General features: G+C 62.8%; 14 protein-coding genes. 7 read left to right on the top strand and 7 right to left on the bottom strand.

The features are described 5' to 3' along the window. Window positions 1-49 precede the first annotated feature (49 nt). From zwf to edd, 3 genes are all read left to right on the top strand, one after another. Window positions 50-1,519, top strand: a complete 1,470-nt coding sequence (gene zwf, locus NKH33_RS17325) for a glucose-6-phosphate dehydrogenase (protein ID WP_352472717.1) — start codon at window positions 50-52, stop codon at window positions 1,517-1,519. Continuing rightward, window positions 1,501-2,214: a 6-phosphogluconolactonase gene (pgl, locus tag NKH33_RS17320; RefSeq protein ID WP_352541755.1), complete on the top strand. Its 714-nt coding sequence runs from the start codon at window positions 1,501-1,503 to the stop codon at window positions 2,212-2,214. Before zwf ends, pgl begins: the two co-directional genes overlap by 19 nt. A gap of 73 nt (window positions 2,215-2,287) precedes the next feature. Next, entirely contained in the window at window positions 2,288-4,111 is a 1,824-nt protein-coding gene (edd, locus tag NKH33_RS17315; RefSeq protein WP_352920750.1) for a phosphogluconate dehydratase, read from the top strand. Between the two features lie 48 nt (window positions 4,112-4,159). On the opposite strand, the gene NKH33_RS17310 is transcribed toward edd, so the two are convergent. From NKH33_RS17310 to NKH33_RS17290, 5 genes are all read right to left on the bottom strand, one after another. After that, window positions 4,160-5,827: a vWA domain-containing protein gene (locus NKH33_RS17310; protein WP_352920748.1), complete on the bottom strand. Its 1,668-nt coding sequence runs from the start codon at window positions 5,825-5,827 to the stop codon at window positions 4,160-4,162. A 109-nt stretch (window positions 5,828-5,936) separates the two neighbouring features. Beyond that, a complete protein-coding gene (locus NKH33_RS17305; protein ID WP_254820541.1) occupies window positions 5,937-6,935 on the bottom strand; it encodes a GlxA family transcriptional regulator in 999 nt (332 codons plus the stop codon). Window positions 6,936-6,951: 16 nt separating this feature from the next. Beyond that, window positions 6,952-7,851, bottom strand: a complete 900-nt coding sequence (gene folD, locus NKH33_RS17300; protein ID WP_352686532.1) for a bifunctional methylenetetrahydrofolate dehydrogenase/methenyltetrahydrofolate cyclohydrolase FolD — start codon at window positions 7,849-7,851, stop codon at window positions 6,952-6,954. Window positions 7,852-7,888: 37 nt separating this feature from the next. Next, complete coding sequence (locus NKH33_RS17295; RefSeq protein ID WP_023677431.1) at window positions 7,889-8,023, bottom strand: hypothetical protein; 135 nt, start codon at window positions 8,021-8,023, stop codon at window positions 7,889-7,891. A 36-nt stretch (window positions 8,024-8,059) separates the two neighbouring features. Continuing rightward, a complete protein-coding gene (locus NKH33_RS17290) occupies window positions 8,060-8,788 on the bottom strand; it encodes a hypothetical protein (protein WP_352920746.1) in 729 nt (242 codons plus the stop codon). Window positions 8,789-9,014: 226 nt separating this feature from the next. Between NKH33_RS17290 and proC the strand changes: the two genes are divergently transcribed. Continuing rightward, window positions 9,015-9,830 (top strand): pyrroline-5-carboxylate reductase, encoded by an 816-nt coding sequence (gene proC, locus NKH33_RS17285; RefSeq protein WP_352920744.1) that lies wholly within the window; start codon window positions 9,015-9,017, stop codon window positions 9,828-9,830. A 147-nt stretch (window positions 9,831-9,977) separates the two neighbouring features. Here the strand turns inward: proC and NKH33_RS17280 are convergent, their stop codons facing one another. Both NKH33_RS17280 and NKH33_RS17275 read right to left on the bottom strand, forming a co-directional pair. Continuing rightward, window positions 9,978-10,136 carry a hypothetical protein gene (locus tag NKH33_RS17280; RefSeq protein WP_352920742.1) on the bottom strand — a complete coding sequence of 53 codons (159 nt, stop codon included), beginning with the start codon at window positions 10,134-10,136 and terminating at the stop codon, window positions 9,978-9,980. Then, window positions 10,129-11,454 carry an NAD(P)H-dependent oxidoreductase gene (locus NKH33_RS17275; protein WP_352472726.1) on the bottom strand — a complete coding sequence of 442 codons (1,326 nt, stop codon included), beginning with the start codon at window positions 11,452-11,454 and terminating at the stop codon, window positions 10,129-10,131. Before NKH33_RS17275 ends, NKH33_RS17280 begins: the two co-directional genes overlap by 8 nt. A gap of 222 nt (window positions 11,455-11,676) precedes the next feature. Between NKH33_RS17275 and NKH33_RS17270 the strand changes: the two genes are divergently transcribed. The 3 genes from NKH33_RS17270 to NKH33_RS17260 are packed head-to-tail and all read left to right on the top strand — an operon-like array spanning window position 11,677 to window position 13,872. Further along, window positions 11,677-13,032 (top strand): pilus assembly protein TadG-related protein, encoded by a 1,356-nt coding sequence (locus tag NKH33_RS17270; RefSeq protein ID WP_352920740.1) that lies wholly within the window; start codon window positions 11,677-11,679, stop codon window positions 13,030-13,032. Between the two features lie 26 nt (window positions 13,033-13,058). After that, window positions 13,059-13,478, top strand: coding sequence for a TadE/TadG family type IV pilus assembly protein (locus NKH33_RS17265; RefSeq protein ID WP_352920738.1), 420 nt, complete (start codon window positions 13,059-13,061; stop codon window positions 13,476-13,478). Next, window positions 13,468-13,872: a TadE/TadG family type IV pilus assembly protein gene (locus NKH33_RS17260; RefSeq protein WP_352920736.1), complete on the top strand. Its 405-nt coding sequence runs from the start codon at window positions 13,468-13,470 to the stop codon at window positions 13,870-13,872. The genes NKH33_RS17265 and NKH33_RS17260 overlap by 11 nt, the downstream gene beginning before the upstream one ends. The last annotated feature ends 130 nt before the right edge of the window (window positions 13,873-14,002 follow it).

Here is a 14,002-nt window from a genome sequence, read left to right as displayed (position 1 = left end):
TAGATTATATCAGCCGCGTTATCGCGACCGGCGTCACAGCGGACAGACCATGACCAGCCAGATCATTCCCGTCGACCCTTTCGACTTCATCATTTTCGGCGGCACCGGCGACCTGTCGGAACGTAAGCTTCTGCCGTCGCTGTACCACCGGCAGCGCGACCACCAGTTTTCCGAGCCGACGCGCATCATCGGCACATCGCGTTCGAAGATGACCGACGAGGAATTCCAGTCGTTCGCCAGGCAGGCGATTGCCGATCATGTGAAACCGGAGGATATCGACGCCACGGAACTGAAGACGTTCCTCGCGCGGCTCTCCTATATCCCGGCAGATGCAACCACAGGTGCCGGCTTCGACAGGCTGAAGAAGGCGATCGGCGACAGCGAACACATCCGCGCTTTCTATCTGGCTGTGGCGCCGGCGCTGTTCGGCGACATCTCGCACAAGCTGAAGGAGCACGGGCTGATCACGCCGAATTCGCGCATCGTGCTGGAAAAGCCGATCGGCCGCGATCTCGCTTCGGCGCGCGCGCTCAACGACCTGGTCGGCGACGACTTCCATGAAAGCCAGATTTTCCGCATCGACCACTATCTCGGCAAGGAGACGGTCCAGAATTTGATGGCGCTGCGTTTTGCCAACGCGCTCTACGAGCCGCTTTGGAATTCCGCCAATGTCGATCATGTGCAGATCACCGTGGCCGAGACTGTCGGCCTGGAAGACCGCGTCACCTATTACGACAAGGCCGGCGCATTGCGCGACATGGTGCAGAACCACATGCTGCAGCTGCTCTGCCTGGTCGCGATGGAGGCGCCGTCGTCGATGGACGCCGATGCCGTCCGTGACGAAAAGCTGAAGGTGCTGCGGGCGCTGAAGCGCATCAACGGCAACGAAGCGCCGAAGCACACGGTGCGCGGGCAGTATCGTGCCGGCGCCTCGGCCGGCGGGCCGGTGAAAGGCTATGTCGAGGAACTCGGCAAGAACAGCAACACCGAGACTTTCGTTGCGCTCAAGGCCGAGATCGGCAACTGGCGCTGGGCGGGCGTGCCGTTCTACCTCCGAACCGGCAAGCGGCTGGCGACGCGCGTTTCGGAGATCGTCATCGAATTCAAGCCGATCCCGCATTCGATCTTCGGCGAGAGCGCCGGGCCGATCTCCGCCAACCAGCTGGTCATCAGGCTGCAGCCCGACGAGGGCGTCAAGCAGTTCATCATGATCAAGGATCCGGGGCCGGGCGGCATGCGGCTGCGCCAGATTCCGCTCGACATGAGTTTTGCGCAATCCTTCGACGGCCGCGCCCCCGATGCCTATGAGCGGCTGATCATGGACGTCATCCGTGGCAACCAGACGCTGTTCATGCGCCGCGACGAGGTCGAGGCGGCGTGGAAATGGATCGACCCGATCCAGGACGCCTGGGAAAGCGGCAGGCAAGAGGCGCAAGGCTACACCGCCGGCACATGGGGCCCCTCGGCCTCGATTGCGCTGATCGAACGCGACGGGCGGACATGGCACGAGAGCAATTAGGCGGCGCCTACAACTGGCACGAATTTGCCGGACGCCAGGAGTTGGCCACAGCGCTTGCCGGCCACGTCGCCGGCCGTCTGTCAAAGGCGATCGCCGAGCGCGGCACGGCGCTGCTTGCGGTCTCGGGCGGCACGACGCCGGCGAAATTCTTCGCGGCGCTTTCGACCGTTCCGATCGCCTGGGAAAAGGTGACGATAACATTGGTCGACGAGCGCTTCGTGCCGCCCTCATCGCCGCGCTCCAATGCCGGCCTGGTTGCCGCCAACCTGCTGCAGAACGCGGCCGCCGCCGCGAATTTCGTGCCGCTCTACCACGCCGCGGCAAGTATCGAGGGTGCAGCGGTCTCCGACAGCGAGGCGCTGCAAGTGCTGCCCTGGCCACTCGACGTCGTTGTGCTCGGCATGGGAACTGATGGCCACACCGCCTCGTTCTTTCCGGATGCCGAGAACCTGGCAAGATTGCTCGATCCGTCGTCGCAAAGGGTCGTGCTTCCGGTTCATGCGGCAAGCGCCGGCGAGCCACGGCTGACGCTGTCACTGGCGCGGATCATCAAAGCCGCCTTCATCGCGCTGCATATCGAGGGCGCGGAAAAACGCAGCGCATTCGAGGCCGCGCTTGGAACTGGAACACGAAAGCCCATTCGCGCCGTGCTCGATGCCACTCAAAAGCCCGTAGAGGTTTTCTGGGCACCCTGATCTCAACTTGGCTGCAGGTCCCGGCAACAGCCGGAAGGTGTTTGCGGGACCTCGCCTGAAAGGACCGACCGCCATGACCGCAAGACGCGATATCGAAGCCATCACCCAGCGCATCCGTGAGCGCTCCAAGCCCGGTCGCGAGGCCTATCTCGGCCGCATCGCCGAAGCCTCGAACCGCACCGCCAACCGGGCCGTGCTGTCCTGCGGCAACCTGGCCCATGGCTTTGCCGTCTGCAGCCCTTCCGAAAAGGTGGCACTTGGCGGCGACCGGGTGCCGAACCTCGGTATCATCACCTCCTATAACGACATGCTGTCGGCGCATCAGCCTTTCGAGACCTTTCCGGCGCTGATCAAGGATGCGGCGCGCGAGGCCGGCGGCATCGCCCAGGTGGCCGGCGGCGTGCCGGCGATGTGCGACGGCGTCACCCAGGGCCAGCCCGGAATGGAGCTGTCGCTGTTCTCGCGCGACGTGATCGCCATGGCCGCGGCAATCGGCCTGTCGCACAACATGTTCGATGCCGCCGTCTATCTCGGCGTCTGCGACAAGATCGTGCCTGGACTGGTGATCGCGGCGCTGACCTTCGGCCATCTGCCGGCGGTCTTCATCCCGGCCGGGCCGATGACGACCGGCATTCCGAACGACGAAAAAGCCAAGATCCGCCAGCTCTATGCCGAGGGCAAGGCGGGACGGGCCGAACTGCTCGAAGCGGAATCAAAATCCTATCACGGGCCGGGAACCTGCACTTTCTACGGTACCGCCAATTCCAACCAGATGCTGATGGAGATCATGGGCCTGCACACGCCTGGCGCTTCCTTCGTCAATCCTGGCACGCCGTTGCGCGACGCGCTGACCAGGGAAGCGACGAAGCGGGCGCTGGCGATCACCGCGCTCGGCAACGCCTACACGCCGGTCGGGCGGATGATCGACGAGCGCTCGATCGTCAACGGTATCGTCGGCCTGCACGCCACCGGCGGTTCGACCAACCACACCATCCACCTGATCGCCATGGCAGCGGCGGGCGGCATCGCCATTACCTGGCAGGATATTTCCGACATCTCGGAAGCCGTGCCGCTGCTGGCGCGAGTCTATCCGAACGGCCTTGCCGATGTGAACCACTTCCACGCCGCCGGCGGGCTCGGCTTCCTGATCCGCGAACTGCTCGACGCAGGCATCCTGCACGAGGATGTGCAGACGGTGTGGGGCGAAGGGCTGCGCCCCTACGCGGTCGAGGCCAGGCTCGGCGCCGACGGCGGCGTCGTGCGCGAGGCTTCGCCGCGCGAGAGCGGGGACGAGAAGGTGCTGGCACCGTTCAAGAAGGCGTTCCAGCCGAGCGGCGGTCTGAAAGTGCTTTCGGGCAATCTCGGCCACGCCGTCATCAAGACATCGGCGGTCAAGCCGGAGCGGCGCATCATCGAGGCGCCGGCCAAGGTGTTCGACAGCCAGCAAGGCCTGAACGAGGCGTTCACGGCGGGGTCGCTGACAGGCGACTTCATCGCCGTCATTCGGTTCCAGGGTCCGAAGGCCAACGGCATGCCGGAATTGCACAGGCTGACCACCGTGCTCGGCATCCTGCAGGACCGCGGCCAGCATGTGGCGCTGGTCACCGACGGCCGCATGTCGGGCGCTTCAGGCAAGGTGCCGGCGGCGATCCACGTGACGCCGGAAGCGGCGGAGGACGGGCCTATCGCCAGGATCCATGACGGCGATATCATCAGGCTCGACGCCGAGGCCGGGACGCTGGAGGTACTGGTGCCAGCCGGCGATTTCGCACTGCGCCGCCCCGCGGACAGCGACCTCATAGGCAATGAATTCGGCTTCGGCCGCGAGCTTTTCGCCGGGTTCCGGCAGTTGGTGGGACGCGCCGACCATGGCGCCAGCGCCTTCGGTACGGCATGATTTTTTCGGCAATAGGGAAGAGCGGCTAATGGCTGCTCTCCACTGGATCTATTGAACCGTCAGTTCGGCTCGCGCGCCGGCCCTGACCGTTACCGTGCCTTCCTTCGAGCTGTTGTCCGATTTCTCCGAAACCACCGCGTAGTCACCGGCCGACAGGGTGGCTTGATACTTCTGATCATAGGCGTAGCCGACCGACTTGCGGGTTCCGTCGATGGCCTTCCTGGCCTCGAATATCTCGATCTTCGAGGCTCCTGGCGCGGTTATCGTCAGCATGCCGGCGTTCATCGCGATCTTCAGATCCTGATGGTCGCCAACCTTGACGCTGAACGGCTGCTCGGCCACCGCAAGGTCGACCGTCGCGACCATTACATAATCGTCGGGCGGCAGATCGAACTTGCTGTCCGGACCGTAGGCATAAGTCACCTCCTGCCTGGTTCCGTCGACGTTCTTTTTCGCCTGGAGCACTTTGAAGCCGATGCCCGAACCCTCGGCCTTGTCGCCGCCGGCAGCATAATAGGCGTTGGCGACGACACGCCCGACGCCGACGATGATGTCCTTGTCGATGACCCTGCCGGCGGCAAGCGGGATCGTCTCGATAACCATGCCCTGGCCGATCGTGACCGTCACCTTCTGGTCACCGGCCGGCAGCACGACTTTCGTGTCACCGTAATAGGTCGGCGGGGTGTCGACGCCGGGATAGCCGATTACGACAGCCGCGCCGTCATCAATGTCCGCTCCTTCGCTTGGCCGCGGGTGGATGACCAGCGTGCCGGCATTCAGGTTGAAGTGCGGTTTGGCGACCTGGCCAGGCTCTATCTTGATCTTCTGTTCGGCCCTGGCCTCGCCGGCACGCGCGACGACGATATAGTCGCCCGGCTCCAGATTGCCCTTGTAGGTGCCATGTTCGGTGGTGACGGGATCGCCGCGCGTGCCGTCGGAATTCGCCTTGTAGATCTCCCAGGCATTGCCGTCGGTGACGGGATCGCCACCCTCGGCAAGCACGACGGTGGGAACGAAATTGGACTCCGCCGGCTGAGCGGGCGCCGGCTGGGGAGCAGGCTGCGGGGCGGGAGTCGGTTCAGGGGCGGGTGGCGGAGGCGCGACGGTCTCGACGAGGGCGTCCTGCAATGCCTTTTCATCCGACGCTTCGATATATTTGCCGCCGGTATTGTCGGCGAGGCAACCGATCTGCTTGCCTTCGGCCGCCGTCAGGCCGAAGCCGACGACATTGACGGTGAAGTCGACGCCAGCAGCCTCCAGTTCCTTGCCGAGCGCACAGGGATCGCCGTTGCATGTCTCGATGCCATCGGTGATGAGAACGACCGTCGCCTTGTCCTCGGTGTATTTCAATGCTTCCGCCGCTTGCTTCACCGCAGCGGTCAGCGGCGTCTTGCCCTGAAATTTTAAGCTGTCGGCCGCGGCTGAGATCGCACTTGCCGAGCCTGCCTGCGGTGGCACGATGAGTTCGATGTCGTCGCAACTGGCCTTCTCGCGATGGCCATAGGCCATGAAGCCTATTTCCTCCTCGGCCGGGACCGATTGCAGCACGTTCCGCAGCGATTGACGGGCGATTTCGAGCTTGGGCTTGCCGTCGATCTGCGCCCACATCGAGCCGGAGGCATCGAGAATGACGATGACGCGATCGGCGGCGAAGCCGAACCCCGTCGTCCACAGCAACAGGGCCGCCGCAGCGACGCTCTGCACAAATCCCGTCATCAAAAATCCCCCCGTCAGTCGCCGCCGCTCGGCGCCGGAAAGCTATTTGACGCTGCGTCGCGACACAAGCCCGGGTGGAGTACGAAGCTGCGCCACCTCTGTGCAACCCTCAATAGGTCGTGCGGCGTTCCTCGGAAGGCGGCCGGCCGAATTGGAGCCGATAGCTCTGGGCAAAATAGGAATGCGAGGTGAAGCCGGTGGCGATCGCCACGTCGAGGATCGGCATGTTGGTCTGGCGCAGCAGTTCGCGCGCCCGCTCGAGTCTAAGCCGCATATAGTAGCGCCCGGGCGTCACGCTGAGATGGCGCAGGAACAGGCGCTCGACCTGGCGCACCGACAGGCCCGCCGACTTGGCGAGCTGCACCGCCGACAGCGGCTCGTCGAGATGGTCGGCCATCAGCTCGACGATGCGGCGCAGCTTCTCCGACTTGCCGGTGAGGTCGCGTTCCGGCCCGACGCGCTGGCGGTCCCCGGCCGAGCGGATGCGCTCATGCTGGAACTGGTTGGCGACGCCATTGGCGAGGCTCGAGCCGAAATCACCGCGCACGATCTCCAGCATCAGGTCGATCGATGTGGTGCCGCCGGCGCAGGTGTAGCGCTTGCGGTCGATCTCGAAGACGTTGCCGGTGCAGTTGATGTCCGGAAAGCGTTCGAGGAAGCCGGCGCGGTTTTCCCAATGAATGGTGCAGCGATAACCATCGAGCTGGCCTGCTTCGGCAAGCAGGTAAGAGCCAACCGAAAGCGCGCCGAGCGCATTGCCGCGCCGGCCCCAGCTGCGCAGCGCCGCCAGCACCTTGCTCTTGCCGGGAAATTCCGTCGTCAGCCCGACCGAGACGAACAGGATATCGACCGGCGGCAGATCGGCAACCGCGTAGTCGATCTTGAGCGGCAGGCCGTTGGACGCCATGACGGCGTCGCCGTCGGCCGACACCGTAGTCCAGCCATAGAAATCGCGGCCGAGCAGCCGGTTCGCCGACCGGAACGTGTCGATTGCCGCGGCCAGCGAGAACATGGAGAACTTGTCGACCAACAGAAACCCGAACTGCCGCCCGCCCTGAACGGGATCATTGGTGACCGGCCGTTCTAAGGGAACAGTGAGGTTCGGCAAGGACGCTGCTTTCTGGTCAGAAGGAAGGCCGTTTCAATCCGGCTGCGAGATAGGCGGAAGCTAGCGTGTTGGCCATCAGCATGGCAATGGTCATCGGCCCGACGCCGCCAGGCACCGGCGTGATGGCGCCGGCCGCCTTCGCTGCTTCGGCAAAGGCGACGTCGCCGACGAGGCGCGTCTTGCCTTCGCCCTTTTCAGGTGCGGCGACGCGGTTGATGCCGACATCGATGACGGTGGCGCCAGGCTTGACCCAGTCGCCGCGGACCATTTCAGGCCGGCCGACGGCTGCAACCAGAATATCGGCGGTGCGGGCAAGCGCCGGCAGGTCCCTGGTCCGGCTGTGTGCGATGGTGACGGTGCAGTTGGCGGCAAGCAGAAGATTGGCCATCGGTTTGCCGACGATGTTCGAACGCCCGACGACGACCGCATTGAGACCGGACAGGTCCTTGCCACGCACGCGTTCGATCAGCAGCATCGAGCCGGCCGGCGTGCAAGGCACGAAGGCGGTCTCGAGTTCGCCGGTGCCGAGCTTGCCGACATTGATGAAGTGGAAGCCGTCGACATCCTTCTCCGGCGCGATGGTCTGGATGATCTTGCCGGAATCGATATGGCCGGGAAGCGGAAGCTGCACGAGGATGCCGTTGATGGCCGGATCGGCGTTGAGCTGGCCGATGATCTTCAACAGGTCCGGCTCGGAGGTTTCGGCCGGCAGCGTGTGCTGAACCGAATGGAAGCCGCATTCCTTGGCGGTGCGGGATTTGGAGGCGACATAGACCTGGCTCGCCGGATCCTCGCCGACGATGACCACGGCGAGACCGGGCTGCCGTCCGCCCTTTTCCGCCAGTTCGGCGGTCAGGGCCTTGACCCGCCGCACCACGTCTTCGGCGACGCTTTTTCCGTCAATCAACTCAGCCATGAACCACCCTCGACGCCTATCGCGTAAGCCTGCCGCGTTAAAACATCCATGCGGCGCGCTCCAGATATCTTTTATGCAGGCCGTTGCCCAGAACCATGCGCTGCGGGCGGACATGCAGCGCGGCATTTTCACGAAAATCGAGCCGGGCAATCCCGTCAATGCGCCGTCCCATGCCGTTAACTCGAAACCGGCATGTTTTATTCGACGCTCAGAAATAGCGGCGGCGCGCGCGGTTTTCGGTGAGTTCGCGAACGACCTCGCGGAATTCGCGCAGGCTGGCGCGGATTTCCTCGATCTGGCTTTGCTGATCGGCGGCTTCCGAGGCCTGATTTGCCTTCCTCGACCAGGCCTGAGTACGGGCCGAATGCGGCGGCGGGGGTTGCTGCGGATAAGGTGCCCGACCGGCATAAAACGGCTGCGGGTGGAACGCAGGCGGCATCGCTGCGGTGGAATTTGTCGCGGCGGAAGTCTCGCCGGACGCCACCTCCTCCGGCGCGCTGCCGGGCATGAGCCTGCGCAGCGCCGACAACACGGCACCGATCGGCCCTGGGCGCGCGACCTCGACCGGCGAAGCGGGAGGCGGCGCTGCCCGGTATGCTGCGTGATCGGCGGAACCGGCATCGGGGCCGCCAAGGGAGCCAGCGGGGTCGAAAAACCCATCGGCAGCTGCAGCCTCTTCCATCAGTATGGTGCCGGCCTTTGGCTCATCAGGATCGGGCTGGCTTATGCCGGCGGCTGCCAACAGGATCGGACTGGCACGCGCTTCGCGGCGCGAGCGGGCAAGACGATGGCGTGTGGCGGCATCCTCGCGCCATGACGGGCCTGCGCGGTCCTCTAGCGAAACCAGCGATGCTTCGTCCTCGCCGCGCACCGCCTCGACGAGCGACAGCAAGGACTGCTCGTTCCTCCAGTGTTCACGATTTTTCCTATAAGCCATGGTTTCTGGAGCCTTCCCCTCGGGCTGGGACGTAGCGACCGCCACTGGTTAAGCGATGCTAAACAGGCATAGGAAATAAAAGGTTAATTTGGTCGCCGCGCGGCAGCGCGACTACATGCGCATCCCAACCGCAAGGTCGGGGTTTTCGCCTGATCACGGTCCCAACAGGGCTTCCCCGCCCTGCCGCGAACGTCTATGGGGAAGCCATCTCTATGGGAGGCTTTTGATGACGATCAGGCTTGTTCTCGCCGGTTGCGGCAATATGGGCTACGCCATGCTCTCGGGCTGGCTGAAAGCCGGCAAGCTCGCTCCGGCTGCGGTGTTCGTGGTCGAGCCCAATGCCGAGTTGCGCAAGCGTGCCGAAGCACTGGGCTGCGCTGCTGCCGCGGATGCCGGCGCCATCCCGGCGGACGCCGTGCCGACCGTCGTCGTCATTGCGGTGAAGCCGCAGGTGATCCGCGACGTGACGGCTGGTTACATCCGCTTCAACGATGGCCGGACCACCTTCCTTAGCATCGCCGCCGGAACGCCGGTGGCCAGGTTTGAAGGTATTCTCGGCGACCGCGCGCCGATCGTGCGCTGCATGCCCAACACGCCGGCGGCGATCGGCAAGGGCATGATGGTGGTGTTTTCCAACAGGCTGGTTTCCGACGAGACTAAACGCTTCGTCGCCGACCTGCTTTCGGCGAGCGGGCACGTGGCCGATATCGACGACGAAGCCCTGATGGATGCGGTGACGGCGGTTTCCGGGTCGGGGCCGGCGTATATCTTCCATTTCATCGAAGCGCTGACCGTGGCCGCCGAGAAAGCCGGCCTGCCGACCGGGACTGCCAAGCTCTTGGCCATGCAGACGGTCTACGGCGCCGCATCGCTGGCCGCCGAAAGCGGCGAGGAGCCGGGCGTGCTCAGGCAGCAGGTGACCAGCCCCAACGGCACCACGGCTGCGGCCCTTGCGGTGCTGATGAGCGAGAACCGGCTGACGCGCCTGCTCACCGAGGCGGTGGAAGCGGCGCGGCTGCGGTCGATAGAGCTGGGGAAGTAGGGCTTCTGGGGGAGCCAGTCGGCGGTGATGGTCGACCGTTCCTGTCGGCAATAGCTACCGGTAGAAAAGCCGTTACGCGGCGTTCCTTCGCGCCCTCCACTGTCCTGCCGACATCAAAATCGCGATAGCCTAGAATGTCGACAGATATCAGCGATGTCCCCACAAGTCGTCGATCTCGTCCTTGTTCACGCGCCGCCCGTCTTTGCCGGCTTTGGCTTTGAGATCATCGGCAATGGCCGCGAGCCGCTCTGCCAGAGAAGGGCGTCCATTTTCCCGCTTCAACTCGGATTCACGGACCTCAGCCATCACCAAGATTCCCATACAGCATCTCGTCCTGCAACCGGCGCAAGGCGAACAGCCTGGTCGTCGGGTCGGGCGCGGCATTGTCGGCGGTGAGCAATTCGCCTTTCCTCACCGGTTTCAGCACCTTGCCGCCTTCGAGCAGACCAACCGGCACGGCGCGATGGGCGCGGGCCTGTTCGACGGTCATGGTCCAGGAGCGGTAGCAGGTCTCGCCGATCGCATCGAAAACCTCGCCTGCCGCCAGATCGCGCTTGGCCACGGCGCAGACCTCGGCCACCGGCCGCGGCAGCGGCACCATGTCGGGCTTGCCGTAAAGCGCGATGCGAGCCGCCGTCAGCGGCACTTCCAGCGAGGTCAGATGGTAGGGCCTGAAGAAGCTGTAATAGGGGCCGTGGCCGATATGCAGATCGTCCATGCGCTCGATGATGCGCGGATGCGTCGCCTCGACGATGACGAAGACGCCGGGCGCCACGCCCTTGCCGACGGTGTAGTCGACGACGCCCTTCTTCGACAGGATGCCGCCCTGCTCGCGCGGGACCAGCACCTTGACCAGCTCGTCGCGATCGGCCTTGGGGCCGTGCATGCCGGGAACGTCGGGCACCAGCCCGGTGGCGTTGGCAATGGCGCACATCTCGACCATGGTTTTCGAGCCGTCGACGAACTCGACCAGCATGCGCGGATTCATGTTGCGGCGCAGCGCCTCCTCGCGGTAGTCGTCGGGAACGGCGTCGTGGTTGAGCGGGTTGTTCTTGCCCTTGCCGGCGGAGACGATGGTGTAGCCGAGCGCCGAGGCGAACTCGATCAGCTCCATGCAGCTCGACGGCTCGTCGCCGGCGCCGACCGAATAGACGACGCCGAGCCGGTCCGCCTGCTGCTTCAGATAGCAGCCGATGGTGACGTCGGCCTCGACATTCATCATCACCAGGTGCTTGCCGTGCTGCATCGCCATCAGGTCGAAATCGGCGGCGACGCCGGGCTTGCCGGTGGCATCGATGACGACATCGATAAGCGGATTGGTGACCAGCATTTCGTTCGAGGTGACGGCGATCTTGCCGCTTTCGATGGCCTGGCTAACCTTCGAAGCGCTGTCCGCTTCGGCTGCCATCGCCTGATCGCCATAAGCAATGCGGATGGCGTCACGCGCCGTATGCGGGCGGCGCGTCGAGATCGCGCAAACCGAAATGCCCGGCATCAGCATGCCTTGCGTCACCAGGTCGGTGCCCATCTCGCCCGAACCGATAACGCCGATGCGCACCGGGCGGCCTTCCGCAGCGCGCTTGGCAAGATCGCGGGCAAGCCCGGTCAAGGCGACATTGGTCATACTGGAACGTCCACTGCTTTAAGTCTTTGTTTTTATGCATGTCGTTGTCCCAAAACCGCGGCACACTTTTGGGCGACATGCATAATGAAGCGGGAATAGCAGGGAACGGCAACCCATTGCCAATCTAAACCGGCCGCGGCGGTCTTTTCTTGCGCATGACCCCGGAAACCAGAATTGTTCCTATGAAGACATGCACCCGGCCGAAGGACTAACGAGGGTCCTGTGGCGCCAAAGGCCCGCATTGAAGCGGCGCAACAGGCCGTTAAGCCCGGATGGATCGCAGCCAAGAAATGTACGGAAATTCTTAGTCATTCTTTTATGCAATCCTGCTTTAATAGGGAAATGGACTGGCGTGCCCGCATTTTTAAGTGTTTTTTCCGCGCTATGCGACCGATCGGCGAGAGCGGCAACGTTGCTACTATTTTTGCTCTGTCTTTGCCGATTGTCGTCGGCGGTGCGGGCCTCGGTATCGAGACTTCCCATTGGTATTACAGCAGCCTGAAGCTACAAGCGGTGGCGGATGCGGCGGCGTATGCTGGCGCTTTGGAAAAGGTTTCGGGATCCGACACGCCAAAGATTGTCTCCGCAGCGACAGCGTCAGCGACCACGAACGGCTGGGGACCGTCAGCAGGTACAATAGAGGTCTTCTCGCCTCCGTCAGCCGGTCCAAATGTCGGAAAAAAGGCGGTTGAGGTGGTCGTTCATCAGAACCTCGATCGGTTCTTTACGTCGATATTCACGCAAAACGCAGTTGGCGCACAAGCAAGGGCGGTGGCTCTTATTACGGATGCTTCAAAAGCCTGCATTTTGACGGTCGATCCTTCCGCTTCGAAAGCGGCGCTCTTTTCCGGCAGTTCGACCACAAAACTGACAGGCTGCTCCGTCATGTCGAATTCGATAGCTCCGGACGCCATCAAACTTCAGGGATCGGCAAGCCTTGATGTCGATTGCCTGATATCGGCAGGCGGTGTTTCGTTGAGCAACGTCGTGAAGACCGTTTGCGCCAGCCTGATAACTCAGGCGCTGCCCGCTGCTGATCCTTTTGCCGACCTGCCGGCGCCGCCGGCCACGAACCCTTGTCAAAACGGCAATCAGTCAACCTTGCAACCTGGAACATACTGCAAGGGGCTCAGCTTGAGCGGCAATGTAACCCTCTCGCCCGGGATATACGTCATTGAGGGAGGCGATTTCAAAGCGAGCTCGAATGCAAATATTTCCGGCGAGGGTGTCGTCATTTATCTGGCCGATACCTCCGGCGTTAGCATGAACGGCACGGCGACCGTCAAGCTCAGCGCACCGACGTCGGGCACCTATTCAGGTGTGCTGTTCTATGGCGACAGAGCCAACCTGGCGGGATCCAACACGTTTAATGGCACGGCGGATTCGCTATTGACCGGCGCTCTGTATTTTCCAACACAGGGCGTCAATTATCTCGGCAATTTCTCGGGCAAAGGTGGTTGCACGCAGGTCGTCGCAAGTACCGTGCAATGGTCCGGCAACGCAAACATCATTCAGGATTGCACGAGCCTTGGAATGCGAGACATTCCGGCCACGCAAACCGTTCAGCTTGTCGAGTAGTTTTCGTGGATCGGCTACAAGTCCGGATGTTCCGGAGTGATTCGGGTGTTGCCGCGGTAGAGTTTGCGCTGGTTCTGCCCGCCCTTTGCCTGGTACTTCTTGGCATCATCGACGGCTGGTCTTTTGTCTCGAGCGCATTGTCGATGCGTGCAGGCGTCAAAACCGCGGCGAACCTCGTGATGCAAGGAGCAGTCGAGGATACGACCATCCAAGCTGTCGCTCTTTCGAGCTGGGAAAACCATCCTGATGGCGCGCAGGTGGCAGTGAGTCGGAAATACACGTGCGGGAACATCGTGGCCGATCCATCGGTCCTGTGCGACACTTTGAAAGCCCCCTCGGTCTTCCTCGTAATACAGGCGACAGCCACCTGGTCACCGCCCTTCAGTTTTGGCGCGTTTTCCCTCTCGCGCGAACTCAGTCATCAACAGGTGATTCGTGTCCGCTAAGTCGAGAGCTTTCACGAGGGATGCATCAGGCGGAGCTGCATTAGAGTTCGCGCTGATCGCGCCTTTTCTGATAATGCTTTTGATCGGCATCTTTGCATTCGGCTGGGCTCTGAATGCTATGTCGAGTGTTCGGTACACGCTGGAAACGTCGTCACGTGCGCTGCAAATGAAGAACTCGCTGACGCAGGCCCAGATCCAAGCCATTGCCACGGAAAAATTACTGGATTTGGGATTGAAAGACGTCGATGTAACAATAGCAATCGACGCCCCCAGCGGCGGCTTTCGCATGGCACATCTGACCGCCCAATATGCGTTCGTGATCGAGTTCCCGTATTTCAACCGATATCCGATAAATTATCAGACAACTGTCACAGTTCCCCTGATTGCATCGTGAGCACGTCCCCGGCCAGTCGAGCGGCCACCTTTCGCAGGATGTTCGCTGCACGCCGCCTTTATAGGCGATCGCCTTGTACAGCGTGCCGTTGCCGGCTTTGTTCCGGCCGAGCCCCCACCCCTCGCCCAGC

The organism is Mesorhizobium sp. M1182 (assembly GCF_040318335.1).
Classification (GTDB): domain Bacteria; phylum Pseudomonadota; class Alphaproteobacteria; order Rhizobiales; family Rhizobiaceae; genus Mesorhizobium.
Note: the sequence above shows the minus strand (reverse complement) of the source record. Positions and strands in the feature narration are given on the sequence as shown.